Source organism: Pseudomonas sp. MYb541, from assembly GCF_037479595.1.
Lineage (GTDB): Bacteria > Pseudomonadota > Gammaproteobacteria > Pseudomonadales > Pseudomonadaceae > Aquipseudomonas > Aquipseudomonas canadensis.
Genome location: NZ_JBBGYS010000063.1, coordinates 1 through 26205, shown reverse-complemented (window position 1 = coordinate 26205; position 26205 = coordinate 1). Strand labels below are relative to the sequence as shown.

The 26205-nt window shown below is 60.6% G+C and carries 27 protein-coding genes; 8 read left to right on the top strand and 19 right to left on the bottom strand.

Translation table 11 applies throughout. The features are described from left to right. Positions 1-7 precede the first annotated feature (7 nt). Positions 8-532: a transporter substrate-binding domain-containing protein gene (locus WH299_RS27800; protein WP_339551888.1), complete on the top strand. Its 525-nt coding sequence runs from the start codon at positions 8-10 to the stop codon at positions 530-532. On the opposite strand, the gene WH299_RS27795 is transcribed toward WH299_RS27800, so the two are convergent. After that, the gene (locus WH299_RS27795) at positions 526-1014 is read right to left on the bottom strand and encodes a DUF523 domain-containing protein (RefSeq protein ID WP_122729735.1); all 489 of its coding nucleotides are present in this window, start codon (positions 1012-1014) and stop codon (positions 526-528) included. The genes WH299_RS27800 and WH299_RS27795 overlap by 7 nt on opposite strands. A gap of 2 nt (positions 1015-1016) precedes the next feature. Beyond that, positions 1017-1649: a 2OG-Fe(II) oxygenase gene (locus WH299_RS27790; RefSeq protein WP_122729737.1), complete on the bottom strand. Its 633-nt coding sequence runs from the start codon at positions 1647-1649 to the stop codon at positions 1017-1019. 131 nt (positions 1650-1780) lie between these two features. Between WH299_RS27790 and WH299_RS27785 the strand changes: the two genes are divergently transcribed. Next, complete coding sequence (locus WH299_RS27785; protein ID WP_122729739.1) at positions 1781-2533, top strand: DUF2059 domain-containing protein; 753 nt, start codon at positions 1781-1783, stop codon at positions 2531-2533. Positions 2534-2636: 103 nt separating this feature from the next. On the opposite strand, the gene WH299_RS27780 is transcribed toward WH299_RS27785, so the two are convergent. After that, positions 2637-3560, bottom strand: coding sequence for an alpha/beta hydrolase (locus WH299_RS27780; RefSeq protein ID WP_339551887.1), 924 nt, complete (start codon positions 3558-3560; stop codon positions 2637-2639). A gap of 99 nt (positions 3561-3659) precedes the next feature. Between WH299_RS27780 and WH299_RS27775 the strand changes: the two genes are divergently transcribed. Continuing rightward, a complete protein-coding gene (locus tag WH299_RS27775) occupies positions 3660-4235 on the top strand; it encodes a DUF6436 domain-containing protein (protein ID WP_123474860.1) in 576 nt (191 codons plus the stop codon). 31 nt (positions 4236-4266) lie between these two features. After that, positions 4267-6621 carry a penicillin acylase family protein gene (locus WH299_RS27770; RefSeq protein ID WP_339551886.1) on the top strand — a complete coding sequence of 785 codons (2355 nt, stop codon included), beginning with the start codon at positions 4267-4269 and terminating at the stop codon, positions 6619-6621. On the opposite strand, the gene WH299_RS27765 is transcribed toward WH299_RS27770, so the two are convergent. Continuing rightward, on the bottom strand, positions 6607-7515 hold the full coding sequence (locus tag WH299_RS27765) for an AraC family transcriptional regulator (RefSeq protein ID WP_122729745.1): 909 nt from the start codon (positions 7513-7515) through the stop codon (positions 6607-6609). The genes WH299_RS27770 and WH299_RS27765 overlap by 15 nt on opposite strands. Before the next feature lie 103 nt (positions 7516-7618). Between WH299_RS27765 and WH299_RS27760 the strand changes: the two genes are divergently transcribed. After that, on the top strand, positions 7619-7972 hold the full coding sequence (locus WH299_RS27760) for a carboxymuconolactone decarboxylase family protein (protein WP_028618364.1): 354 nt from the start codon (positions 7619-7621) through the stop codon (positions 7970-7972). Here the strand turns inward: WH299_RS27760 and WH299_RS27755 are convergent. After that, a complete protein-coding gene (locus WH299_RS27755; protein ID WP_122729747.1) occupies positions 7950-8915 on the bottom strand; it encodes a GlxA family transcriptional regulator in 966 nt (321 codons plus the stop codon). The genes WH299_RS27760 and WH299_RS27755 overlap by 23 nt on opposite strands. Positions 8916-9162: 247 nt before the next feature. On the opposite strand from WH299_RS27755, the gene WH299_RS27750 reads away from it, so the two are divergent. Then, complete coding sequence (locus WH299_RS27750; RefSeq protein WP_078050620.1) at positions 9163-9804, top strand: HD domain-containing protein; 642 nt, start codon at positions 9163-9165, stop codon at positions 9802-9804. Between the two features lie 141 nt (positions 9805-9945). Here the strand turns inward: WH299_RS27750 and WH299_RS27745 are convergent, their stop codons facing one another. The 8 genes from WH299_RS27745 to WH299_RS27710 all read right to left on the bottom strand — a co-directional run bounded on the left by WH299_RS27745 (position 9946) and on the right by WH299_RS27710 (position 18596). After that, positions 9946-10830: an ABC transporter permease subunit gene (locus tag WH299_RS27745; RefSeq protein WP_003195236.1), complete on the bottom strand. Its 885-nt coding sequence runs from the start codon at positions 10828-10830 to the stop codon at positions 9946-9948. After that, positions 10827-11747: an ABC transporter permease subunit gene (locus WH299_RS27740; protein ID WP_016979002.1), complete on the bottom strand. Its 921-nt coding sequence runs from the start codon at positions 11745-11747 to the stop codon at positions 10827-10829. Before WH299_RS27740 ends, WH299_RS27745 begins: the two co-directional genes overlap by 4 nt. Continuing rightward, on the bottom strand, positions 11744-12886 hold the full coding sequence (locus WH299_RS27735) for an ABC transporter ATP-binding protein (RefSeq protein WP_016973037.1): 1143 nt from the start codon (positions 12884-12886) through the stop codon (positions 11744-11746). Before WH299_RS27735 ends, WH299_RS27740 begins: the two co-directional genes overlap by 4 nt. 71 nt (positions 12887-12957) lie before the next feature. Then, complete coding sequence (locus WH299_RS27730; RefSeq protein WP_122729749.1) at positions 12958-14052, bottom strand: polyamine ABC transporter substrate-binding protein; 1095 nt, start codon at positions 14050-14052, stop codon at positions 12958-12960. 151 nt (positions 14053-14203) lie between these two features. Then, positions 14204-15298 carry a polyamine ABC transporter substrate-binding protein gene (locus WH299_RS27725; RefSeq protein WP_028618369.1) on the bottom strand — a complete coding sequence of 365 codons (1095 nt, stop codon included), beginning with the start codon at positions 15296-15298 and terminating at the stop codon, positions 14204-14206. Between the two features lie 197 nt (positions 15299-15495). Further along, positions 15496-16860, bottom strand: coding sequence for an aspartate aminotransferase family protein (locus WH299_RS27720; RefSeq protein WP_016978998.1), 1365 nt, complete (start codon positions 16858-16860; stop codon positions 15496-15498). Positions 16861-16918: 58 nt separating this feature from the next. Beyond that, entirely contained in the window at positions 16919-18277 is a 1359-nt protein-coding gene (locus tag WH299_RS27715) for a glutamine synthetase family protein (RefSeq protein WP_028618371.1), read from the bottom strand. A gap of 79 nt (positions 18278-18356) precedes the next feature. Beyond that, complete coding sequence (locus tag WH299_RS27710) at positions 18357-18596, bottom strand: hypothetical protein (RefSeq protein WP_122729751.1); 240 nt, start codon at positions 18594-18596, stop codon at positions 18357-18359. A 278-nt stretch (positions 18597-18874) separates the two neighbouring features. Here WH299_RS27710 and WH299_RS27705 point away from each other — a divergent pair, with 278 nt between their 5' ends. Together WH299_RS27705 and WH299_RS27700 are read left to right on the top strand one after the other, a co-directional pair. Next, positions 18875-20251, top strand: coding sequence for a glutamine synthetase family protein (locus WH299_RS27705; protein ID WP_339551885.1), 1377 nt, complete (start codon positions 18875-18877; stop codon positions 20249-20251). 258 nt (positions 20252-20509) lie between these two features. Continuing rightward, positions 20510-21139, top strand: a complete 630-nt coding sequence (locus WH299_RS27700) for a TetR/AcrR family transcriptional regulator (RefSeq protein WP_122729753.1) — start codon at positions 20510-20512, stop codon at positions 21137-21139. Positions 21140-21252: 113 nt separating this feature from the next. Here the strand turns inward: WH299_RS27700 and WH299_RS27695 are convergent, their stop codons facing one another. The 6 genes from WH299_RS27695 to ssuE all read right to left on the bottom strand — a co-directional run bounded on the left by WH299_RS27695 (position 21253) and on the right by ssuE (position 25915). After that, positions 21253-21468 (bottom strand): TOBE domain-containing protein, encoded by a 216-nt coding sequence (locus WH299_RS27695; protein WP_003213899.1) that lies wholly within the window; start codon positions 21466-21468, stop codon positions 21253-21255. A gap of 16 nt (positions 21469-21484) precedes the next feature. Beyond that, entirely contained in the window at positions 21485-22291 is an 807-nt protein-coding gene (gene ssuB / locus WH299_RS27690) for an aliphatic sulfonates ABC transporter ATP-binding protein (protein ID WP_016978995.1), read from the bottom strand. Continuing rightward, complete coding sequence (gene ssuC / locus WH299_RS27685; RefSeq protein ID WP_028618374.1) at positions 22288-23076, bottom strand: aliphatic sulfonate ABC transporter permease SsuC; 789 nt, start codon at positions 23074-23076, stop codon at positions 22288-22290. The genes ssuB and ssuC overlap by 4 nt, the downstream gene beginning before the upstream one ends. A gap of 8 nt (positions 23077-23084) precedes the next feature. Next, positions 23085-24233 (bottom strand): FMNH2-dependent alkanesulfonate monooxygenase, encoded by a 1149-nt coding sequence (ssuD, locus tag WH299_RS27680; protein ID WP_028618375.1) that lies wholly within the window; start codon positions 24231-24233, stop codon positions 23085-23087. A gap of 25 nt (positions 24234-24258) precedes the next feature. After that, positions 24259-25227: a sulfonate ABC transporter substrate-binding protein gene (locus WH299_RS27675; RefSeq protein ID WP_339497872.1), complete on the bottom strand. Its 969-nt coding sequence runs from the start codon at positions 25225-25227 to the stop codon at positions 24259-24261. 94 nt (positions 25228-25321) lie between these two features. Then, on the bottom strand, positions 25322-25915 hold the full coding sequence (gene ssuE / locus WH299_RS27670) for an NADPH-dependent FMN reductase (protein ID WP_015886424.1): 594 nt from the start codon (positions 25913-25915) through the stop codon (positions 25322-25324). Positions 25916-26205: the final 290 nt, after the last annotated feature.

The window sequence follows — 26205 nt, the reverse complement described above, 5'->3', positions numbered from 1 at the left end:
AGTGACCATGCGCTTTTCGCCTGGCCTGTTACTGCTGCTTCCCCTTCTAAGTCCCTTGGCGCATGCCGAACTGCTCGATGATGTATTTGATCGAGGCGAACTGCGCATTGCACTCGTGGCCGACAACCCGCCATACAGTTTCAAGGAAGGAAACAAACTCACCGGTTTGGAAGTAGAACTCGGCGAGCAACTGGCCAAGGAGATGGACGTGCGCGCATCGTTCATCACCATCGATGCGACTGACCTGCTGCCAGGAGTGGAAAGCGGCAAGTACGACGTAGCGATGAACTATATCGCTGTGACTCCCGAATTGCAGGATCGGTTCGATTTCAGTGAGCCTTACGGCGAATCCCGTGGGCGCATGACAGGCCCGTCGACCCTTTATGCGATGCCGTTCCAGAAGGGCAACCCGGCATTCAAGTCAAGCCTGAACAACGCACTGCAACGACTCAAATCCGACGATCGATTCAGGGAGCTGTTGCAGAAGTGGCTTGTAGATTACCCCAACCGTCCGGCGGCCCAGACTCAATAACCGCCGGCCTGCAATGCCTGCGCGGCTTGTGCCAGTTCTAGCTCACTGAACACCAACACCCCATGCTGCTTGAGCAGCGCAGCCGTCACACCTTCGCCACTCACCTTCACGCCACTGAAGGTGCCGTCGTAAGTCAGCAGATTGCCGCACGACGGGCTATTGGCCTTGAGCACGGCGATGCGGATGTTATGGCGCTGCACCAGCGCCAGGGCCTGGCGCGCACCCTCAAGGAACGCCGCGCTGAAATCTTCGCCCTCGGCTGTGAGTACCTGGGCGCGGCCCTCCCAGACATCCACGCCTTGCCCGCCTGGAATTTCGGCAGCGGGGCGAGGCGTCGGCAAACCACCCGACACTTCCGGGCAGATGGCAACCACACGCCCTTCGGCCTGCCACACCGCCAGTTGGTCGAACGGCCCGCTGGCCCCACCGTCGTAGCGCACCTTGTGCCCCAGCAGGCAGCGGCTGATCAGAATCTTTTGCATACTCAGAACGGCTCGTTACCCCGCCGGCGAAACCAACCGGTGAGGGACAGGCGTTCGCGCGTGGCGGGCAGGACTTCGTGGGGCACTTCGCCCGACAGGAACACCACTAGGCAACCGCCGGTGGGCACCACATCGTATTCGACGCCGTCCTTGAGGTACATGCGCAACTGGCCGCCATGCTCGGGCAGCCAGGCATCGTTCAAGTAGATCACTGCCGAGACCATGCGGCGGTCGTCGTCGCGGAAACGGTCCAGATGCTTGAGGTAGAACGCCCCCGGCGGGTACATCGCAAAGTGGCTTTCGAAGTCTTCCAGGCCCAGGAACAGGCTGCGGTTCATCGCCAGGCGCAGGCTGTCCATCAACGCCATATAGGTGTCGCAGACCGCCGCATCGCCCTCTTCCAGCCACTGGATATGGTCACCGCGAATGCCTTCGCGAATCTCCTGGGCCGGGCCACGCCCTACCGCCGCTGGGGCCAGTTCACCCTCGGCCGCACGTTTACGGCACTCAGCCGCCAGTTCCAGGGTCAGAGCCTGGGGCAGGAAGCCGTCCTGCCGGGACCAGCCCTTTTCGGCCAGGTCGTCGACAATACATTGCAGCAAGGGGTGATCGAGGGGTATTTGCATGGCGCGCATAGTATCCATACGCCTGTGAATCCGACAGAGCCACCGAGCGTCTGACTGCACTTTAGTCAGGTGACTGATAGGACTTCTCGACAAATCCTACGCCCGACACGGACAATAGTGGCCGACTGACAGGAGTCCATATGCGTCGTTTGTTTTTTTCCTTGCTGATGTTCTGCGTTTTGCCCGCCTGGGCAGACGGCCATGACCAGTTGTACAAGGTCGCCGGCTGGGCCGAACAACGTGCGCATTTCAATGACGCCCTCAGTGCCGCCCAGCAGCGCTACCGCAACAGCCTGCCGCCGGCGGTGTACCAGGCGCTGGTGGACAACAGCAATAAGCGCTTCGCCGCCCAGGCGGTGGACCAGCGTGCCGAAGCACAGTTGCGCAAAAACCTGGCGGACCCTAAGCCGGCCCTGGCGTTTTTCCAATCGCCCCTGGGCCGCAAGATTGTCGCCGCCGAGTTGCTCGCCACGCGCCGTGATCAATTGGCGAAAAACGCCCAAGGCCTGCCGAAAATCGAAGCCGACGCGACTCGCAGCCTGATCATCGGCCACCTGGCCCAGGCCCTGCCGGCCCGTGAAGCGGGCGCGGAAGTCAGCCTGGCGATTGCTGGTGTGGCGGCCGATAGTCTGAGCCAGATGATTCCCGGCCTGTTGGGCGGCGGGCAGGCCCAAGGCATGTTGAACGGCCAGCGTGAGCGGTTGATGCAGCAGATCGACAAGGATCTGAACAACACGCTGCTGTACGTCTATCGGGATTTGTCCGACCCGGAGCTGGAAGAATTCGCGACGTTTGCCGAGTCGCCGGAGGGCAAGGCGTATTACCAGGCGGCCCTTGCGGCCATTCGCGCCGGACTTGCAGTCGGTCAGAGCACCTCAAGCCTCACGCAGTAAAAAATGTGGGAGGGGGCTTGCCCCCGATGGCGATTTGTCAGACATCTATTGTTTGCTGAACCACCGCTATCGGGGGCAAGCCCCCTCCCACATTTGGATAGTGTTACCGCAGGTGGTCAGTGAGATACCGGAAGTACTGCTCACGAATCTCCGGAATCTCATTGGCCAGGTGATGCCTGCCACGCGGCAGCATCAACACCTCGGGCTGGTCGAACTTGCCGCGCAACACCTGCAGGTTGTGCTGCCAGTCCACCGTCATATCTTCCTCACCTTGAACGATCACCGGTCGCCGGGCGCTGCGCGGTGCGGCTTCGATGCGTTTGATCCAGCGCGCCAAGGCGCCGACCCAGGCGGTCGGCAGTTGGCGCGGCTGCAGCGGGTCGGCTTCCAGGAACGGCTTGAATGCCGGATCGTGGGTATTCTCGCTGAATCGCCGCGCAATGCCTTTGACGAAAGAACGCAACAAGTAGTAACTGACCTGCGACCACCCCCAGGCACGCGGCCGCACCAGGGGTGACAGTAGGAAAGTCTTGCCCTGAGCCGGGCTGTCGGCGCCATGGTTGAGCAGGTGATCCACCACCACTGCGCCGCCGGTGCTTTGCCCGAACAGGTGCCAGGGTTGCGGCAGTTGCAGCGCTTGCGCCTGGGTGAACAGCGCATTCACCACCTGTTGATACACCGCAAAATCATCGATGCTGGCACGCACGCCACTGGACAGGCCGTGCCCCGGTAAATCGCAGGCGATCACCACGAAACCCTGCTCCAGCGCCCACTTCACCACATGGCGGTACAGCCCCATGTGGTCGTAGAAACCGTGGAACATGAACATCGTCGCCACCGGCGTGGGCGGCCACCACACCTGCGCCACCACCTCAAAATCCTCCACCTCGAAACGCCCCAGACGGCTCACGGCCTGGTCCAGACCGTAAAAACGCTGGTAGACCCGCGCCTCGGCTGAAAGCGGTTGCGCATCCACCAGGGGCCGCAAGCTTTCGCGCAGATGATCAGGGTCAAAGGTAACAGGCATAAAGGCTTCCAGACTTGCGGCAAAGATGAATATCGAGCTGCGATATTCATCTGTCAGGACAAGCATGGCAAGCTACGCGACCTTCGAGGATACAACTGAATGCGACAGCCCTACCGCACCGCCTTGTTCGCCAGCCTGATCCTGGTTATCTGCACCGGCGTGCTGTGGGCGGCGTATGACTGGTTCCAGGGCCGCTACCTGCGCGCCTTCAGCGAACACACGGCGGTGTTTTCCGGCGACCCGTTGAAGCTACCCGCCGACCTTGCCGGCCCCGGCCCGATTCGCCTGGTGCACTTCTGGGACCCGGCTTGCCCGTGCAACGTCGGCAACCAGCAGCACCTGGGCGAGCTGATCGAGCAGTACGCGCCCCAAGGCGTTGAGTTCTACGCGCTGCAAAAGCCCGGCAGCCACGGCCAACTGCCCGACAACCTGCGCAGCATGAAGACCCTCACCGCCCTGCCCGGCGCGGAGCAGGTGCCGGCCAGCCCGGCCGTGGGTATCTGGGATCGCAGCGGCAAGCTCGCGTACTTCGGGCCCTACAGCGAAGGCCTCACGTGTAATTCCAGCAACAGTTTTATTGAGCCGATCTTGAAGGCCCTTGAAACAGGACGCGAGGTAAATGCCACGCACACCCTGGCGGTGGGCTGCTATTGTTCGTGGCCAAAAGGCTCGTAACTCGCCACCCCACTCTTGGTAAGGAATGTTCATGAAGCGCGTCTTGCGGGTTCTCGCGGTTCTTGTCGTGCTGGTCGCCCTCGGCGCCGGTTGGTACCTGTACAGCAAGCAGCCCACCCGCCAGGGCACGGCAACACTGGCCAACCTGCAAGGCTCGGTCACCGTGCGTTACGACGACCGTGGCGTGCCACACATCCAAGCCGAGAACGAAACCGATCTTTACCGCGCCCTGGGCTACGTGCACGCCCAGGACCGGCTGTTCCAGATGGAGATCATGCGGCGCCTGGCCCGGGGCGAGCTGGCCGAGGTGCTCGGGCCCAAGGTGCTGGAGACCGACAAGTTGTTCCGCAGCCTGCGCATTCGCGACCGCGCGGCCACCTATGTCGCGCAACTCGACCACGAGTCAGCGCACTGGAAGGCCCTGCAAGCCTATCTGGACGGGATCAACCAGTATCAGGACAGCCACGCCAGCCCGATGGAGTTCGACGTGCTGGGCATCCCTAAACGACCGTTTACCGCCGAGGACACCATCAGCGTCGCCGGGTACATGGCCTACAGCTTTGCCGCCGCGTTTCGTACCGAGCCTGTGCTGACGTACATCCGCGACCAACTGGGCAGTGACTACCTGAAAGTCTTCGACCTGGACTGGCAGCCCAAGGGCGCCCTCAACCTCGCCACCAGCGATTGGCAGGCCCTCGGTGCCATCGCCTCCCTGAGCGAACAGGCCCTGGCCGACAACGGCCTGCCGCAGTTCGAAGGCAGCAACGCCTGGGCCATCAGCGGCAACCGCACCAAGAGCGGCAAACCGTTGCTGGCCGGTGACCCGCATATCCGTTTTTCGGTGCCGTCGGTGTGGTACGAGGCGCAGCTGTCTGCGCCGGGGTTCGAGCTATATGGCTACCACAACGCACTGGTGCCGGTGGCGTTCCTGGGGCACAACCTGGACTTCGGCTGGAGCCTGACCATGTTCCAGAACGATGACCTCGACCTCATCGCCGAGAAGGTCAACCCGGACAACCCCAACCAGGTCTGGTACCACGACCAATGGGTCGACATGAGCAGCGCCGAGCAGCAAATCGCCGTGAAAGGCCAGGCGCCGGTGACGTTGACCCTGCGTCAATCCCCCCACGGCCCGATCATCAATGACGTGCTGGGCGAAAACGCCGGCAAGACGCCGATTGCCATGTGGTGGGCGTTCCTCGATACCCAGAACCCGATCCTTGAGGGCTTCTACCAGCTCAACCGTGCCGACACGCTGTTGAAGGCCCGTGCGGCGGCGGCCAAGGTGTCGGCGCCGGGGCTGAACATTGTGTGGGCCAACGCCAAGGGCGATATCGGCTGGTGGGCGGCGGCGCAGTTGCCGATCCGCCCGGCCGGGGTCAACGCCGGGTTTATCCTTGACGGCAGCACCGCCCAGGCCGACAAGCTGGGCTTCTACCCTTTCAGCGCCAACCCCCAGGAAGAAAATCCGGGGCGCGGTTACGTGGTATCGGCCAATGCCCAGCCGGTCTCGCCGACTGGCATGGAGATTCCCGGTTACTACAACCTGGCCGATCGCGGCCAACAGTTGAACGCGCAGTTGAGCGACAAGAGCGTGAAGTGGGATGTGAACAACAGCCAGGCCTTGCAGCTCGGCACCACCACCGCCTTTGGCCCACGCCTGTTGGCGCCGCTGTTGCCGGTGCTGCGTGAGGTGGTCAAGGATCCGGCGCAGTTGAAACTGGTGGAGCAGCTTGCAAGCTGGAAAGGTGACTACCCGCTGGACTCGACCAGCGCCACGCTGTTCAACCAGTTCCTGTTCAACCTGGCCGACGCCGCCTTCCACCCGAAACTGGGTGACGGAATGTTCAAGACCCTGCTCGGCACCCGCGTGATCGACGCTGCCTTGCCACGCCTGGCCGCCGCGCCGGATTCACCGTGGTGGGACGGCAAGCGCGCCGACACCGTCAAGCTCGCCTGGGACAACAGCCTAACGCACCTCAAGGCCACCTTTGGCGATGATCCTAGCCAATGGCAGTGGGGCAAGGCCCATACCCTGACCCACGGCCATCCGCTGGGCTCGCAGAAACCCTTGGACCTGATCGTCAATGTCGGCCCGTTCCCGGCGCCGGGCACCCACGAAGTGCCGAACAACCAGTCAGCCAACATCGGCCCGGCACCGTGGCCCGTCACCTACGGGCCTTCGACTCGCCGCCTGATCGACTTCGCCGACGCGGCCCACGCGCTGACCATCAACCCGGTCGGCCAAAGCGGTGTGCCGTTCGACAAGCACTATGGCGACCAGGCAGAAACCTACATCGAAGGCGGCTATGAGCAGGCGCATTTCACCGACGAGGAAGTCACCGCCAACACCCGTGGCACTCTCAAGCTGCTACCCGCCCGATGAACGCAGGCGCCCCGGCGCCTCGCCATAGGTCTCCTTGAATTTCTTGCTGAACGCCGCCTGGGACTGGTAACCCACCTGGGCGGCGATATCCAGCAGGCTCAGGTGCGACTGGCGCAACAGGTTGAAGGCCAACTCCATGCGCAACTGGGTCAGCAGCACCCACGGCGATACGCCCGCCACTTTCACGAACGCACGCATGAAGGTGGCGCGTGACATCGTCGCGGCAGCCGCCAGGCTGTCGATGGTCCACTCATGCCCCGGATCGGCCAGCATCGCCTGCCAGGCTTTGCTCAAGCGCTTGTCAGCGAGCAACGCGAAGGTGCCGGCCACGGGTGTCTGACGGGCCAGCCAAGTACGCAGGATCAGGGTGAACAGCGCCGACGACAACGCATCGATAAAGGAGCGCGCACCCAATTGCTGGCCGTCCGCTTCACTGCGCAATAACGCGATCAACGCCGCCAGTTGGCCGTCGCCCTGCCACTCGCGGCTGGACACCACCAGGTACTCCGGCAACGCGCCGAGCAGCAATGACTGGCGGTTGTAGTGGAAACTGCCACAGAGCATGTCCAGGTCTGGTCGGTCGCCGCCCAGGCGATGCACCGGGAGCAGGCCACCGCTGACCACTTGCGGTTGCATCGGCCGAATCCGCGCACCCTGGCTGCGCAGCAAATGGGTGGCACCGCCGGGCATCAGCAGGATATCGCCCTCCTCCAGCGTCACCTGCTGCCCGCCGGACAACTCGGCACGACAGGTGCCGCTGAGCACGATGTGGTAAGGCGCCACGCCGAGGCTTTCCGGTGAATGACCCAGGGCCCACTCCCCCTGGAATTGGCAACGTAGATCTAGACTGCCGCGCAGGTTGGCCAGCGCGATAAGCGTGTCGATCGAATTCATTTGCGAGCATCGGTCAAAAAGATGAGCGGATTGAACAATACCGCTAACTCTGAACGGAAGAGACTGGCTCCACACCACCCACACCTGTTCAGGAGTTACCGCAATGTTCAATAACTGGTCCGACTTGCTGCCTACCGTAAAGAAAGCCTTTGGCACACTGGGCAAGAGCAACCCGAAGATGGTCAAAGCCTACATGGCGCTGGGCGAGGCCGCCGAAGAAAACAACGTGCTCGACGCCAAGACCCGTGAACTGATCTCCATCGCCGTGGCCATCACCACGCGCTGCGACGGCTGCATCGGCGTGCATGCCGACGCGGCGATCAAGGCCGGCGCCACTCGCGAAGAAGTCGCCGCAACCCTGGCCACCGCGATCTCGCTGAATGCGGGTGCGGCGTACATCTACTCGTTGCGCGCACTGGAAGCCTACGACACCCTCAAACCGGCGCCGCAAAGTTAAGCCGGAACTGTTGCGGCGTCACGCCCAGCCGGCGGTTAAACACACTGCGCATGTGCTGGGCGTCGCGAAAGCCGCATTGGTAGGCAACGGTCTTGAGCGGCGCGGGGCTGCTTTCGAGCATGACCCGTGCCGCGTCTACCCGCGCCCGTTCGACAAATTCCGCTGGCGTGATCCGCGCCTCTCGGGCAAACACCCGGGAGAAATTACGCGCGCTCATATTGGCCGCCTTGGCCAGGTCGGCAATGGTCAAATCCCCTGTCAGGTTCGCCAACACGTACAGTTGCACCAGCGCCACCGCCGAGGTGGTTTCGGCGTGGGGTGTGAGGAACGGACTGAACTGTGACTGCCCGCCCGAGCGCTGGGTGAACACCACCAGGCGCTTGGCCACGCTCAACGCGACTTCCGGGCCGTGATCCTGGGCCAGCAAATACAGCGACAGATCGATGCCTGCCGTAACCCCGGCCGAGGTGTAGAGATTGCCGTCCTGCACGTAGAGGCGGTCGGCTTCGACCTGGGCTGTGGGGCACAGGCGCGCCAGATCCGCCGCGTCATTCCAGTGGGTGGTCACGGTTTTGCCATCCAACAGCCCGGCGCGTGCCAGCATGAAGGCGCCGTTGCAGATCGAGCCGAAACGTTGCGCACGGGCGGTAGCGCCGCGCAGCCAGTCATCAAACTCGGCGCCGAAGTCTTCGAAGGGCAACTGCGGGCCGCCGGCGACCAGCAGCAGGTCGTAGGCTCGCAGGGCTTCGCTGTAGTGATGGTGGGCCTGCAGTGAGAGGCCGTTGGAAGCGGCCATGTTGCCGTGGCCGTAGCCGATCACGTCCAATTGGTAATGGTCTTGCGGCGGTAGAAAACGGTTGGCTTCGCAGAACACGTCCATGGGGCCGGTCACGTCCAGTGACTGGACGCCGGGGAAGATCAGGATGGCGACGGTTTTGCTCATGAGCAGGCACACCTTCTCTAACTGGATAAACACAGAACCCCTGTGGGAGCTGGCTTGCCTGCGATGCAGACACCTCGATCATTCAGGTATACCGAGTCGATGCTATCGCAGGCAAGCCAGCTCCCACATTTGACCGAGTACACCTTTGGCACGATGTACAACCACATTGGCCGGGATTGCTCCCTCGCCGCAATGGCCCCTTCGCTGGCACAAGACCAGACTGGAATCTTTCCAGAGGAGAACGACCATGAGCACCACCATCGCCGGCATCCAGATCCCGGACAGCGCACTGGCCAAGGCCACCACCGAATATATCCGCGACGTCGAATCCGACCTGCTCTACCACCATTCCCGCCGGGTGTTCCTGTTCGGTGCGTTGAGCGGTGAACGCAAGCAACTCGCCTATAACCCGGAACTGCTCTACGTCGGCGCGATGTTCCACGACCTGGGCCTGGTGGAAGGTCATCGCAGTGACAACGAGCGCTTTGAAGTCGACGGCGCCAACGCGGCAGCCGCGTTCCTCAAGCCCTATGGGCTGACCGATGACGATATCGAACAGGTGTGGCTGTCCATCGCCCTGCACACCACGCCGGGTGTACCGCAGCATTTGCGCCCGACCGTGGCACTGGTAACCGCCGGTGTAGAGATGGACGTGCTGGGCATCGACTACGCCGCGTTCAGCACCGTGCAGCGCGAAGCTGTGGTGCATGCGCATCCACGCGGTGAAGGGTTCAAGGAGTGCATCATTTGCGCGTTTGCCGACGGCTTGCGCCATCGTCCGCAGACCACGTTTGGCAACGTGAAGACGGATGTGCTGGTGGATCAGGAGCCGGGATTCAAGCCGATGAATTTTGTGGAGGTCATCCGCCAATCGCCGTGGACTGCCTAATCGACCTGAAATGCAATCCAATGTGGGAGCGGGCTTGCTCGCGAATGCGGTGGACCAGTCGAGACATCTGGTGACTGACACTCAGCATTCGCGAGCAAGCCCGCTCCCACATTTTGATCCGGTTTGTTCAGGTAAACCCAATCAGACCGGTGCAGGTGCCCGACGCTTGTCCGGCTGCTGCCAGCCATCGGCGGCGGCTTCTTCAATGGCTTGCTGGATGGCTTTCTTGCGGTGCTCTTCGGCACGACGGCTGAAGAACCACACCAGGAAGGTCACCAGCGACACCGCCAACAGGATCAGGCTGGCCACGGCGTTGATCTCGGGTTTAACCCCAAGGCGCACTGCCGAGAACACTTCCATCGGCAAGGTGGTCGAACCCGGCCCCGACACGAAGCTGGCCAATACCAGGTCATCCAGCGACAGTGCGAACGACATCATGCCGCCCGCCGCCAACGACGGCGCGATCATCGGGATGGTGATCAGGAAGAACACCTTCCACGGCCGTGCGCCCAGGTCCATCGCCGCTTCTTCGATCGACAAGTCCAGCTCACGCAGTCGCGCTGACACCACCACCGCCACATACGCCGCACAGAACGTGGTGTGGGCGATCCAGATGGTGACGATGCCACGCTCCTGTGGCCAGCCGATCATTTGCGCCATGGCCACAAACAGCAGCAACAGCGAAAGACCGGTGATCACTTCGGGCATGACCAACGGCGCAGTCACCAGGCCACCGAACAACGTGCGGCCCTTGAACTGGCTGATGCGCGTCAGCACGAAGGCCGCGAGCGTACCCAGCGCCACCGCGGCCACCGCCGTGTAGCAGGCGATTTCCAGGGAGCGCGCCACCGAGCCCATCAACTGGGTGTTGTCCAGCAGGCCCACGTACCACTTGATCGACCACCCCCCCCACACTGTCACCAGCTTGGATTCGTTGAACGAGTAGATGACCAGGATCAGCATCGGCAGGTAGATGAACAACAACCCCGCCACCAGCATAAAGCTGGAGAATCTGAAGCGCTTCATATCTTGCCCTCCATCTCTTTGGCTTGGCTGCGGTTGAACAGGATAATCGGCACGATCAGGATCGCCAGCATCACCACCGCCAGGGCAGACGCCACCGGCCAGTCACGGTTGTTGAAGAATTCTTGCCACAACACTTTACCGATCATCAGGGTTTCCGGGCCGCCCAGCAGTTCCGGGATCACAAACTCACCCACCACCGGAATGAACACCAGCATGCACCCCGCGATGATGCCGTTCTTGGACAGCGGCACGGTGATCTTCCAGAAACTGTTGAAGGTGCTCGACCCCAGGTCGGATGCGGCTTCCAGCAGGCTCTGGTCGTGTTTCACCAGGTTGGCGTACAACGGCAGGATCATGAACGGCAAGTACGAATAGACCACGCCGATATACACCGCAATGTTGGTGTTGAGGATCTGCAGCGGCTCGTTGATCAGCCCGATGGACATCAGGAAGCCATTGAGCAAGCCGTTATTGCTGAGGATGCCCATCCACGCATAGACGCGGATCAGAATCGCGGTCCAGGTCGGCATCATGATCAGCAGCACCAGCACGGTCTGCATCTCTTTGCGCGCACTGGCAATGGCGTAGGCCATCGGATAGCCGATCAGCAGGCACAGCAGCGTGCTGAAGAACGCCATTTTCAGCGAGCCCAGGTACGCGGCGATGTACAACTCGTCGTCGCCGAGCATCGCGTAGTTGCCCAGGTTGAGCACCAACTGCAGTTTCTGCTCAACGAAGGTGTAGATCTCGGTGTACGGCGGGATCGCAACGTCGGCTTCGGCAAAACTGATCTTCAGGACGATGAAGAACGGCAGCATGAAGAACAGGAACAGCCACAGGAAGGGAATGCCAATGACCGCATGACGGCCACTGGGCGTTATTCGTTGCAGGCGGCGCTTGAGCTTCTTCATGTTCATGAGCGAAGTACCACGCCGCTGTCGTCTTCCCACCACACGTAAACCTGGTCACCCCAGGTTGGCCGCTGGCCACGGCGCTCGGCGTTGGCCACGAAGGACTGCACCAGCTTGCCGCTCGGCAGCTCCACGTAGAACACCGAGTGGCCGCCCAGGTAGGCGATGTCGTGCACCTTGCCGCTGGACCAGTTGTGCTCGCAGGTCGGCATTTCGGTGGTAACCAGCAGTTTTTCCGGGCGAATCGCGTAGGTCACCGACTTGTCTTCCACCGACGTGGCGATGCCGTAACCCACGTAGATGTCGCGGTCCAGGTCAGCGCACTTGAGCACCGCATGGCCTTCGGCATCGTCTACCACCTGGGTGTCGAAGATGTTGACGTTGCCGATGAACTCGCACACCAGGCGGCTGGTAGGCGTTTCGTAGATGTCGATCGGGCTGCCGATCTGGGCGATCCAGCCCAGGTGCATGATCGCGATGCGCTCGGCCATGGTCATGGCCTCTTCCTGGTCGTGGGTCACCATCACGCAGGTCACGCCGACGCGCTCGATGATTTCCACCAGTTCCAGCTGCATCTGCGAACGCAGTTTCTTGTCGAGGGCGCCCATAGGCTCATCGAGCAGCAGCAGTTTCGGGCGCTTGGCCAGGGAACGGGCCAGGGCCACACGCTGACGCTGGCCACCGGATAACTGGTGCGGTTTGCGCTTGGCGTACTGGCTCATCTGCACCAGCTTGAGCATCTCGGCCACACGGGCGTCGATCTCGGCCTTCGGGATCTTGTCCTGTTGCAGGCCGAACGCGATGTTCTGCGCCACGGTCATGTGTGGGAACAAAGCGTAGGACTGGAACATCATGTTGATCGGCCGCTCGTAGGGCGGCATGTCAGTGATGTCTTCGCCGTCGAGGTAGATGCGCCCTTCAGTCGGGCGCTCGAAACCTGCGAGCATGCGCAGCAAGGTGGACTTGCCCGAACCCGAACCGCCGAGCAGGGCGAAGATCTCGCCTTTCTTGATTTCCAGGGACACATCGTCCACGGCAATCGTCTCGTCGAACTTCTTCGTGACCCGGTCGATTTTGACCAGCACCTTCTTCGGTGTCTGGTCCCCTTCGAGGGCTTTCTTATAGGCGCCGGAGGCAACTGCCATTTACGAAACTCCCAACAAAATTGCTGTTCGCCCGATGCAGGCGAACCCAGGATAGTTTGAGCTTTAAAGCTTTATTTGCCCGTCTTGACCTTGGTCCAGCTACGGGTCATCAAACGTTGCACTTTCGGGGGTAGCTCGAAGTTGACAAAGGTCCTGTCGAGTACCGCCTGCGGTGGGTAAACCGCTTCGTCCGTGCGTATCGATTGCTCCATCAGTTTGTCCGCCCCAGGGTTAGGGTTGGCGTAACCGACGTAATCACTGACCTGGGCGATCACCTCAGGTTGCAGCAAATAGTTGATGAAGGCATGGGCCTCTTTGACGTTGGCGGCATCCTTGGGGATGGCCAGCACGTCGAACCACAGGTTGCCGCCTTCTTTCGGAATCGCGTAGGCGATGTTCACGCCCTTGCCAGCCTCGGCCGCACGGGCCTTGGCCTGGAACACATCACCGGAGAAACCCGCCGCCACACAGATGTTGCCGTTGGCCAGGTCCGAGATGTATTTGGAAGAATGGAAGTAGGTCACGTACGGCCGCACTTTCAGCAGCTTCTCTTCGGCCTTCTTGTAGTCATCCGGGTTCGTACTGTTGGGGTTCAGGCCCATGTAGTTGAGCACTGCCGGCAACATTTCATCCGCCGAGTCCATGAACGACACGCCGCACGTCGCCAGCTTCTTCATGTTCTCAGGCTCGAACAGCACCGCCCAGGAGTCGATATGGTCGACGCCCAGCACTTCCTTCACTTTATCGACGTTGTAACCAATGCCATTGGTGCCCCACAGGTACGGCACGGCGTACTGGTTGCCCGGGTCGTTCTTTTCCAGGCGCTTGAGCAGCGCCGGGTCAAGGTTGGCGTAATTCGTCAGCAATGACTTGTCGAGCTTCTGGAACGCCCCGGCTTTGATCTGTTTGCCCAGGAAGTGGTTGGACGGCACCACCACATCGTAACCGGTACGCCCGGCCAGCAGCTTGCCTTCCAGGGTTTCGTTGGAGTCAAACACGTCATACACGGGCTTGATGCCGCTGGCCTTTTCGAAGTTGGCCAGGGTGTCGGTGCCGATGTAATCCGACCAGTTATAAATATGCACCGTCGGTGCGGCCTGCACGCTCAACGTCAGCGTGATACCTGCACCCACCAGCATGGCTTTGCGAAATAAAGAAATTGGCAAGTGGAGGTCCTCTTAAATAGTTGGGCCCAAAGTTGTTGCCCGGCAACAAAACCGGCGCGCAACTTACCCTCGATAAACCGATCCGGCAAAACTTTCTGTTATTTAATTTGTGAGAGGGGCAGTCAAACTGCCCCTCCACCGGTTTCAGGGCTTACTTACCCGACTTGATCTTGGTCCAGCTGCGTGTCATTTCACGCTGGGTCGCAGCCGGCAGGTCAGCAATGGCGTAGAGCTTGGCCTGCACGTCCGCTGGCGGGTAGATGCCCGGGTCGCTGGTGATTTCTTTGTCGACCAGTGCGGTAGCCTTCTCGTTACCGTTCGGGAAGTGAACGCTGTTGGTGATTTCAGCCATGACTTCCGGTTTGAGCAGGTAGTTCATGAACTTGTAGGCGGCGTCGACGTTCTCGGCATCTTTAGGGATGGCGACCATGTCAAAGAAGCTGCCAGCGCCTTCTTTCGGAATATCGTAGGCCACCTTGACCTTGCCACCGGCTTCAGCCGCGCGGGACTTGGCCTGTTCGATGTCACCCGAGTAACCCACGGCCACGCAGATGTTGCCGTTGGCCAGGTCGGAGATGTATTTGGACGAGTGGAAGTAGCCGATCGAAGGACGGATTTTCAGGAACAGGTCTTCAGCCTGCTTGAGGTCGGCCTTCTTCTGGGTGTCGGTCGGCAGGCCCAGGTAATGCAGCGCCACCGGCAGCATTTCGGTTGGCGAATCGAGGAAGCTCACGCCGCAGCTTTTCAGCTTGGCGATGTTCTCTGGCTTGAGCAGCACGTCCCACGAATCGATCTTGTCCACGCCCAGCGCGGCCTTGACCTTCTCCGGGTTGTAGCCGATGCCGATGGAGCCCCACATGTACGGGAAGGCGTGCTTGTTGTCCGGGTCGCTGACCGACACGGCTTTAAGCAGGGATTTGTTCAGGTTGTCGTAGTTGGATAGCTTGGACTTGTCCAGCTCCTGGTAGACACCGGCCTTGATCTGCTTGGCGAGGAAGTTGTTCGACGGTACGACGATGTCGTAACCGGACTTGCCTGCCAGCAACTTGGCTTCCAGGGTTTCGTTGCTATCGAAAACGTCGTACACCACCTTGATGCCAGACTCTTTTTCAAAGTTGGCGATGGTGTCCGGTGCAATGTAGTCGGACCAGTTGTAGACGTGCAGCACTTTATCGTCGGCCTGGGCCGCGCCCGCCATTGCGCCCATCAGGGACAAGGCGAGGAGGGTCTTGCCAGCGTTCTTCAAACCTAATGCCTTCATTTGGTGATGCTCCAATTTTTTCTTTTTTGGGCCACAAGCTTCATATGTTTCGAGGCCCAGCCAAAGGGCAACAAAACAGGGCGACAGTCTGGCAAGTTCGAGGGCCGGCTTTCAACCAATGCCCCCATTTTTATAACCACTCAGACGCAGCGCCCGAAGGCGCTGCGTTCTGAGCCTAGCACTTAGCCCTGCAATGCCGCCAAAGTCAGGTCCAGGCACTGGCGAGCCTTAGTGACCAGCTCGTCGATTTCTGCCTTGCTGATCACCAGCGGTGGCGAAATGATCATGGTGTCGCCCACGGCGCGCATGATCAGGCCATTTTCGAAGCAGAACGTGCGGCAGATCATGCCGACACCCTTGCCTTCGTAACGCTTGCGGGTGGCTTTGTCCTGCACCAGTTCGATGGCACCGAGCATACCCACACCGCGCACTTCGCCCACCAGCGGATGATCCGCCAATTCCCTCAGACGTTTCTGCAAATACGGTGCCGTTTCGTCGTGGACCCGGTTAACGATTTTTTCATCGCGCATGATGCGGATGTTTTCCAGCGCCACTGCCGCCGCCACCGGGTGACCGGAGTAGGTGAAGCCGTGGTTGAAATCACCGCCTTCGTTAAGGACGTCCACCACTTCATCGCGCACGATCAGGCCGCCCATGGGGATGTAGCCCGAGGTCAGCCCCTTGGCGATGGTCATCATGTGCGGTTTGAGGTCGTAGAAGTCGCTACCGAACCACTCACCGGTGCGACCGAAACCGCAGATTACTTCGTCAGCGATAAACAGGATGTCGTACTTGGCGAGAATTTCCTTGATGCGCGGCCAGTAGGTGGCAGGCGGAACGATCACGCCGCCGGCACCCTGGATCGGCTCGGCAATAAAGGCACCGACGTTGTCCACGCCCAGCTCCAGAATCTTTTCTTCCAACTGGTTGGCAGCCCACACGCCGAATTCTTCGGGGCTCATGTCGCCGCCTTCGCCAAACCAGTAAGGCTGGGCGATGTGGGTGATGCCAGGGATCGGCAAGTCGCCCTGCTCATGCATATACGTCATGCCGCCCAGGCTGGCGCCGGCCACGGTGGAGCCGTGGTAACCATTCTTGCGGCTGATGATGGTTTTCTTGTTTGGCTGGCCCTTGATCGCCCAGTAGTGGCGAACCATGCGCAACATGGTGTCGTTGCCTTCGGAGCCGGAACCGGTGAAGAACACGTGGTTCATGCCGGCAGGCGCGATGTCGGAAATGGCCTTGGCCAGTTCCAGCACCGGGGGGTGAGCGGTCTGGAAGAACAGGTTGTAGTACGGCAGTTCTTTCATCTGCTTGGCAGCGGCGTCAGCCAGTTCATCGCGACCGTAACCGATCGCCACGCACCACAGGCCGGCCATGCCGTCGAGGATCTTGTTGCCTTCGCTGTCCCACAGGTAAACGCCGTGGGCTTTGGTAATGATGCGCGGGCCTTTCTCTTTCAATTGCTTGAAGTCGCTGAACGGCGCCAGGTGGTGATCACTGCTCAAGGCTTGCCATTCACGGGTTTGCGGGTTGTTGCTGGACATACCAATCTCCTAGACTTTTCAGTGAAGGGCGCGCCGTTTAAAGGGCGCGCCCGGCGCATCAGACGGCGAAGAGCAGGAATTCCCGCTCCCACGAACTGATCACGCGCTTGAAGTTTTCATGCTCGGCCCGCTTGACCGCGACGTAGCCCGTGATGAATTTTTGACCCAGGTATTTCTCGATGGTCTTGCTGTTTTCCATGCGTTCCAGGGCGTCTTCGATGGTCAACGGCAGGCGCAGGTTGCGTCGCTCGTAACCACGGCCAACCACCGGCGCGCTCGGGTTGTGGCCTTCGACCATGCCGATGTAGCCACACAGCAGGCTGGCGGCAATCGCCAGGTACGGGTTGGCATCGGCACCTGGCAGGCGGTTTTCCACACGGCGGTTCTGCGGGCCGGCATCCGGAACACGCAAGCCCACGGTGCGGTTTTCTTCGCCCCACTCCACGTTCACCGGCGCCGAGGTGTCGGGCAGGAAGCGGCGGAACGAGTTCACATTGGGGGCAAACAGCGGCAGCAATTCAGGGATGAATTTCTGCAGGCCGCCAATGTGGTTGAGGAACAGCTGGCTCATGGTCCCGTCTTCATTGGAGAAGACGTTCTTGCCGGTGGCGATGTCGATGATGCTCTGGTGCAGGTGCATCGCGCTGCCGGGCTCGCCGGTCATGGGCTTGGCCATGAAGGTGGCGGCCACGTTGTGCTTGAGCGCGGCTTCACGCATGGTGCGCTTGAACACCAGGATCTGGTCGGCCAGGGACAGCGCATCGCCGTGACGGAAGTTGATTTCCATCTGCGCGGTGCCGTCTTCGTGGATCAGGGTGTCGAGGTCCAGCTCCTGCAGTTCGCACCAGTCGTAGACGTCTTCGAACAACGGGTCGAATTCGTTGGCCGCTTCTATAGAGAAGGACTGACGACCGGTTTCCGGGCGACCGGAACGACCAATCGGCGGTTGCAGCGGGAAGTCCGGGTCTTCGCAGCGCTTGGTCAGGTAGAACTCCATCTCCGGCGCCACGATGGGCTGCCAGCCCCTGTCGGCGTAGAGCTTGAGGACTTTCTTGAGTACGTTGCGCGGCGACAGCTCGATCGGGTTGCCTTGCTTGTCGTAGGTGTCGTGGATCACCTGGGCGGTGGGCTCGATGGCCCAGGGCACCAGGTACACAGCGTTCTGGTCAGGGCGGCAGATCATGTCGATGTCGGCCGGGTCGAGCAATTCGTAATAGATGTCGTCTTCGACATAGTCGCCGGTCACGGTCTGCAACAGCACGCTCTCGGGCAGGCGCATGCCTTTTTCGGCGATGAACTTGTTGGTCGGCGAGATCTTGCCCCGGGTGATACCGGTGAGGTCGCCAATCATGCATTCGACTTCTGTGATCTTGTGGTCTTTCAACCAATCGGTGAGCTGGTCGAGGTTGTTACTCATAAATGCCTCTGGGCTGGGTTTCCTGGCATCCATTAAAGGCCAGGCGTTGGTTGACGCAGCATCCGCGTCGTTTTTTCATTCAGGGTAGGAGCTTACCTGCCATTTGCTGCTGCGTTGCATTCCTCACGCCAAAGTTGTGCGCAATCTTGAGCAGCATGCGGGGCGCATGCCGTTCGGTGGCAAATGAGGAGGCAAAAAAGAGGCTGGCCCGGGCGTCAAGAATATTGGCCGGTGCGCGGGCATTCACGCGGGAGGAATGGACGGATGACACAGCCTGGCTGAAGCAGGCCAAGACGCCGTTGGGCGGCAGGTGAAACATGAAGCACCCCGGTATTATTGCTGTTATGGGTTTGAATCGAGCTTAGCCTTGTTCATTTTTTTACACAACACCCCCGTAAAAAATACAACACGGGCCGCTCAAGCCTGCTAGTCCCAAGACCTTCAAACCCAAAAAACCGCCCCAAAAAGCCCCAAAAAAGCCATCGCAGCGCTTTTTTAGGGCAAAAAAGGCCTCGCTTGACTTCGGCATGCCGTTCGGGTTGACTGAAACCAGAAAAGATCAATGATTGATATTTTTAACAACAAAGGTGTTGCATCATGTCGGTACCCCCGCGTGCCGTTCAGCTTAACGAAGCGAACGCGTTCCTTAAGGATCATCCTGAGGTTCTGTACGTAGACCTTCTAATTGCGGATATGAATGGTGTGGTGCGCGGCAAGCGCATCGAACGCACCAGCCTCCACAAGGTTTACGAGAAGGGCATTAACCTGCCTGCCTCTTTATTTGCCCTGGATATCAACGGCTCGACGGTGGAAAGCACCGGCCTGGGTCTGGACATCGGTGATGCTGACCGAATCTGTTATCCGATCCCCGATACCCTGTGCAATGAACCCTGGCAAAAGCGCCCCACCGCGCAACTGCTGATGACCATGCACGAACTTGAAGGTGAACCTTTCTTCGCCGATCCGCGCGAAGTGCTCCGCCAAGTTGTAACCAAATTCGACGACCTCGGTCTGACCATCTGCGCTGCCTTCGAACTTGAGTTCTACCTGATCGACCAGGAGAACGTGAACGGCCGCCCACAACCGCCCCGCTCGCCGATCTCCGGCAAACGCCCGCATTCGACACAGGTCTACCTGATCGACGACCTCGACGAATACGTCGACTGCCTCCAGGACATTCTGGAAGGTGCCAAAGAGCAAGGCATCCCGGCCGACGCCATCGTCAAGGAAAGTGCCCCGGCGCAGTTCGAAGTGAACCTGCACCACGTGGCCGACCCGATCAAGGCTTGCGACTACGCGGTACTGCTCAAGCGCCTGATCAAGAACATCGCCTACGACCATGAGATGGACACCACCTTCATGGCCAAGCCTTACCCAGGCCAGGCAGGCAACGGTTTGCACGTACACATCTCCATTCTGGACAAGGACGGCAGGAACATCTTTGCCAGCGAGGATCCCGAGCAGAACGCCGCATTGCGTCACGCGATCGGCGGTGTGCTCGAGACCCTGCCCGCCCAAATGGCGTTCCTGTGCCCCAACGTCAACTCCTACCGTCGTTTCGGCGCACAGTTCTACGTGCCGAACTCGCCGTGCTGGGGCCTGGATAACCGCACCGTGGCGATCCGCGTACCGACTGGCTCGTCCGATGCCGTACGTATCGAACACCGTGTGGCCGGCGCCGACGCCAACCCTTACTTGCTGATGGCTTCGGTCCTGGCAGGCGTGCACCACGGCCTGACCAACAAGATCGAGCCTAATGCACCGGTGGAAGGCAACAGCTACGAGCAAAACGAGCAAAGCCTGCCGAACAACCTGCGCGATGCATTGCGCGAGTTGGACGACAGCGAGGTGATGGCCAAGTACATCGATCCTAAATACATCGATATCTTCGTCGCCTGTAAGGAAAGTGAGCTGGAAGAGTTCGAACACTCCATCTCCGACCTTGAGTACAACTGGTACTTGCATACCGTGTAAGTGGTTGCTGCCGTAATGTGGTGGGCAGGCTTGCTGTGGTGAGCGGGCTTGCCCCGCGCTGGGTGGCGAAGCCGCCCTAAAAACAGACGCCGCATTCTGCCTGACAGAATGCGGCGTTTTTATTGGGGCCGCTTCGCAGCCCAGCGCGGGGCAAGCCCGCTCACCACAGCAAGCCCGCTCACCATAAAAGCCCTCGCGCTAGGTATGGATCATCCTCAGGCTCTGCGTACAATGCCCCCTGCCTTGTAGGAGACCTCCATGACCACCCGCCCCGCCGCCCCTCGCAAACCCCGCGCCCGCAGCCAGGCCCGGATCGACGCGATCCTCGACGCCGCCCGCACTTTGCTGGCCGCCGAAGGCGTGGCGGGTTTGTCGATCTACAGCGTGGCCGAGCGTGCGCAGATTCCACCGTCGTCGGTGTATCACTTCTTCGCCAGCGTACCGGCCTTGCTGGAGGCACTCACGGCAGACGTCCACGCGGCCTTCCGGGCTGCGATCCAGGCGCCAATTGAGCACGACTCACTCAAGCACTGGCGCGACCTGTCCTGCATTGTCGAGCAACGCATGCTCGCCATCTACGACCAGGATGCCGCTGCACGCCAGTTGATCCTGGCCCAACATGGGCTTACTGAAGTGACCCAGGCGGATCGCCAGCATGATCTGGAGTTGGGAAACCTGATGCTGGAAGTGTTCAATCGCCACTTCGAAGTGCCGACACTGCCCAGCGATGTAGACGTGTTTGCCCTGGCGTTGGAACTGAGCGACCGCGTGTATGCGCGCTCGGTGCATCAGCATGGGCTGATCACGCCGCGCATGGCGGATGAAGGGATGCGGGTGTTTGATGCGTATGTGGGGCTGTATTTGCCGGCCTATCTGCCCAAGCGCTGATTTCTTGGGTGACAGGGATGGCCTCATCGGGGGCAAGCCCCCTCCCACATGTTGACCGCGCCGCCTATCAAATGTGGGAGGGGGCTTGCCCCCGATGGCGACCTCAAGAACGATCACAACTTGGCGATCGACACCTCGGTGGATTTCACAAAGGCAATCACTTCGCTGCCAATCACCAGCTCCAGCTCTTTGACCGAGCGGGTGGTGATCACGGACGTCACGATGCCGGATGCAGTCTGCACATCGATTTCCGACAGCACGTCGCCTTCGACGATTTCCTTGATGGTGCCTTTGAACTGGTTACGCACGTTGATGGCTTTAATAGTCATGATGTTCTTCCTTCGTTTATTGAGCCCAGCGCAGTTGCGTAGGCAGCGGTGAAACAGGTTCGGGTTCCGGCGGCGACCCCGGCAGGGACAACACACGGTTGAGCACTTCAGCTTCCAGTGCGGCCAGGCGGTGTGAGCCGCGGGCCCGTGGGCGTGGCAGGTCGACGATCAGGTCCAAGCCGATTTCACCGTCCTCGATCAGGATCACCCGGTCGGCAATCGCCACGGCTTCGCTGACGTCGTGGGTGACCAGCAACACGGTGAAACCGTGCTTCTGCCACAGGTTTTCGATCAGTTGCTGCATCTCGATACGGGTCAAGGCATCCAGCGCACCCAACGGCTCATCCAGCAGCAACAAGCGCGGTTGGTGGATCAGCGCACGGGCCAGCGCCACGCGTTGCTTCTGCCCGCCGGACAGCGCCGCCGGCCATTCATTGGCGCGCTCAGCCAGGCCGACCGCTTCCAGGGCTTCCAACGCTTTGGGGCGCCAGTTGCCTTTAAGGCCCAGGCCGACGTTGTCGATGATCTTTTTCCACGGCAGCAGACGCGCTTCCTGGAACATCAACCGCGTGTCTTCAATCGCTTCACTGAGCGGCGCGGAACCGGCCAGCAGTTCGCCGCCGCTGGCTTTATCCAGGCCGGCCAGCAGGCGCAGCAAAGTACTTTTGCCGCAACCGCTGCGCCCGACCACCGCAACGAATTGACCGGCGGGGATGTGCAGGTCGATATCCTTGAGCACTTCGCGCGCGCCAAAGGCCTTGCGCAGTTTGCGTACTGCAAGGGGAATGCCCTTGAGCAGGCGCGGGGGTTGTTGAGCTGTCATGCCGCACCTCCTTTATTCACTTGATACGCCGGGTGCCAGCGCAGCCACACACGTTCCAGGCCGCGAGCCGCCAGGTCCGCGAGCTTGCCGAGGATCGCGTACATGACGATGGCCAGTACCACCACATCGGTTTGCAGGAATTCGCGGGCGTTCATCGCCAGGTAGCCAATACCGGAGCTGGCGGAGATGGTTTCTGCCACGATCAGCGTCAGCCACATGAAACCCAGGGCAAAGCGCACGCCCACCAAAATCGATGGCAGCGCGCCCGGCAGGATCACCTGCCGGAACAGGCTGAACCCGGACAAGCCGTAGCTGCGCGACATTTCCACCAGCGCCGGGTCGACGTTGCGAATGCCGTGGTAGGTGTTGAGGTAAATCGGAAACAGCGTGCCGAGGGCGACCAGGAAAATCTTCGCAGTCTCATCAATGCCGAACCACAGGATCACCAGCGGAATCAGCGCCAAATGCGGCACGTTGCGGATCATCTGCACCGAGCTGTCCAGCAGGCGTTCGCCCCACTTCGACAGGCCGGTGATAAAGCCCAGGGCCAGGCCGATGCTGCCACCAATCACGAAGCCCAAACCCGCACGCCAGCCACTGATGGCTAGGTGAGTCCAGATTTCGCCACTGGCGACCAAGTGGACACCGGCTGCGATTACGGCACTCGGCGCTGGCAGAATGCGCGTCGACAACCAACCCGCCGAGACCGACAACTGCCACACCGCGAGTAACAAAATCGGGAGTACCCAGGGCGCTATCCGATGGCTCAATTTTTCATAGTTCATGGGCTGCCTCAGCTCGCCGACGCAGCTTTGGGAAGGATGTCGTTGGCGACCATTTCGCCGAACGGGCTGACGTAGCCGGCGCTTTTCGGCAACTCGGGACGTTCGATATCCAGGTGGGGGAACAGCAGTTCCGCGACGCGATATGACTCTTCCAGGTGTGGATAACCGGAGAAGATAAAAGTGTCGATGCCCAGCGCGGCGTATTCCTTCACGCGTTCCGCCACGGTGGGGCCATCGCCCACCAGCGCGGTGCCTGCGCCGCCACGCACCAGGCCGACGCCGGCCCACAGGTTGGGGCTGACTTCGAGGTTGTCGCGGTTGCCACCATGCAGCGCCGCCATACGTTGCTGGCCGACGGAATCGAACCGCGCCAGGGAAGCCTGGGCACGGGCGATGGTGTCATCGTCCAGGTGGGAGATCAGTTTGTCGGCGGCTTTCCACGCTTCGTCGTTGGTTTCACGCACGATCACATGCAAACGAATGCCGAAACGCACGGTGCGCCCAAGCTTCGCGGCCTTGGCGCGAACCTGTTCGATTTTTTCCGCAACCGCTGCCGGTGGCTCACCCCACGTCAGCACCATCTCCACCTGCTCGGCCGCCAGGTCCTGGGCCGCCTCGGAGGAACCGCCAAAGTACAGTGGCGGACGCGGTTGCTGGATCGGCGGATACAGCAGCTTGGCGCCTTTGACGCTGATGTGTTCGCCGTCGTAGTCCACGGTTTCGCCTTCCAGCACACGGCGCCAGATGCGGGTAAATTCCACCGAGGCCTGGTAACGCTCTTCATGACTGAGGAACAAGCCGTCACCGGCCAATTCTTCCGGGTCACCGCCGGTGACCAGGTTGAACAAGGCACGCCCGCCGGACAGACGATCCAGGGTCGCAGCCTGACGCGCCGCCACCGTCGGCGAAATAATCCCGGGGCGCAGGGCGACCAGGAATTTCAGGCGCTGGGTCACCGGGATCAGTGAGGCGGCCACCAGCCACGAGTCTTCGCAGGAGCGACCGGTAGGGATCAGCACCCCGCCGAAACCCAGACGGTCAGCGGCTTGGGCCACTTGCTGCAGGTAACCGTGGTCAACGGCGCGAGCGCCTTCGGCGGTGCCAAGGTAATGGCCGTCGCCGTGGGTAGGCAGGAACCAGAAAATATTGAGGCTCATGGAGTTGTCTCCTGAAGAAGTCGGATTACGGCGCTTTGGCAACGGCGGCGGGGGGTGTCCAGATCACGTCCTTGATGTTCAAGGGTTTTGGGATCAATTTGAGCTGGTAGAAGCTGTCGGCGATTTTCTGCTGGGCGGCGACCACTTCCGGGGTCAGGAACAGCGCGCCGTAGCCTTGGCGTTTCACCGAGGTCAGGGTGATGTCAGCCGGCAGGCCGAGCAGCGGGGCAACTTGTTCAGTCACTTCCTGCGGGTTGGCCTTGGACCACTCGCCCACGGCGCGCACTTCTTCGATCAGCGCCTTGACCACTTCAGGGTGTTTTTCAGCGTAAGGCTTGGTCGCGAGATAAAACTGGTGGTTGTCGGCAATGCCAGTACCGTCACGCAGAGTGCGGGCTTGCAGTTGTTTCTCGGCGGCGGCCTGGTACGGGTCCCAGATGACCCAGGCGTCCACGCTGCCACGCTCGAAGGCGGCACGCGCATCGGCGGGCGGCAGGAACACGGTCTGCACGTCGTTGTATTTCAGGCCGGCGTCTTCCAGGGCACGTACCAGCAGGTAATGCACGTTGGAGCCTTTGTTCAGGACGATTTTCTTGCCCTTGAGCTCGGCCACGGATTTGATCGGCGAATCTTTCGGCACCAGGATCGCTTCGCTGGTCGGCGCGGGTGGCTCGTAGGCCACGTAGAGCAAATCGGCGCCAGCGGCCTGAGCGAAGACCGGTGGGGTTTCGCCAGTCACACCGAAGTCGATGGAGCCGACGTTCAGGCCTTCCAGCAATTGCGGGCCGCCAGGAAACTCGGTCCACTGCACGTTCACGCCTTGGGCAGCCAGGCGTTTCTCCAAGGTGCCCTTGGCTTTGAGCAGCACCAGCGTGCCGTACTTCTGATAACCGATCCGCAGGGTCTCGGCGGCTTGGGCTTGAACAATGGCGCCGAAGGACACAGCCGCAGCAAACAGTGCGACCAGACCACGACGCAAGATGACAGTGCGCATGGCGCTCTCTCCAAATAGTGCGTTCAGGGGGTTGGCTGCACCTGCTTGGCCGTTGGCGGCTGAGTAAGGTGAGTTTTTTACATTTCGGTGTGGCTTAAATGCTCCAGCGAGCACTCAACAAACGTTCATTCAACACATGAGGGTCCAGCGGTTTCGGGCGACGGGCCATGGCGCCATACAGCGTTTCCAGGGCCTCGTGCAAACGGTGTTCAAGTACCGGCACCAGTTGCGCCTGAGCGCTGCCTTCGCCGTACGCGATCTGGCTGTCTTCGGCGAAGATGCCGTGGAGCAACTCCTGGGCCTTCAGCGCCGACAGCACCGGCTTCAGGGCGTAGTCCACCGCCAGCATGTGGGCGATGCTGCCACCGGTGGCCATCGGCAATACGATCTTGTGGGCCAGTGCGCGTTCGGGCAGCAGGTCCAGCACGGTTTTCAGCGCTCCGGAAAACGAAGCCTTGTAGACCGGCGTAGCGATCACCAGGCCATCAGCGTTAGCCACTTGTTGCAGCAGGTCGATGACCTTGGGGCTGTCGAAGCGCGCATGCAGCAAGTCTTCAGCCGGGAAGTCCCGTATCTGGTAACTCACCACTTCTACGCCTTTGTCTTGCAACCACTGACGGGTTTTATCCAGCAACACCCCGGAGCGGGAACGCTGGCTGGGACTGCCTCCAAGTGTTACGACCAACATGCAGGAATTCCTTGAGCAGGTGTCGGCGGTTCGCTGTGTGGCGATGGCGCCAAGATGGAACAGACCTTATCAGCAGATTCATATATCTTTAAATCTTATTTTTTCATGTATTTATTCCTTAAACGCATATAAAAACTATCAAATCCCAGGTGAAAAAAAAGGCCGTTAAAACGGCCTGAAAACCCCTGCTATGTGATTCGGTTTACATCTCAATTCTGTGGTACATGCACCGCCGCCATCGCGGGCAAGCCCGGCTCCCACAGTTGACCGTATTACCCTGTGGGAGCCGG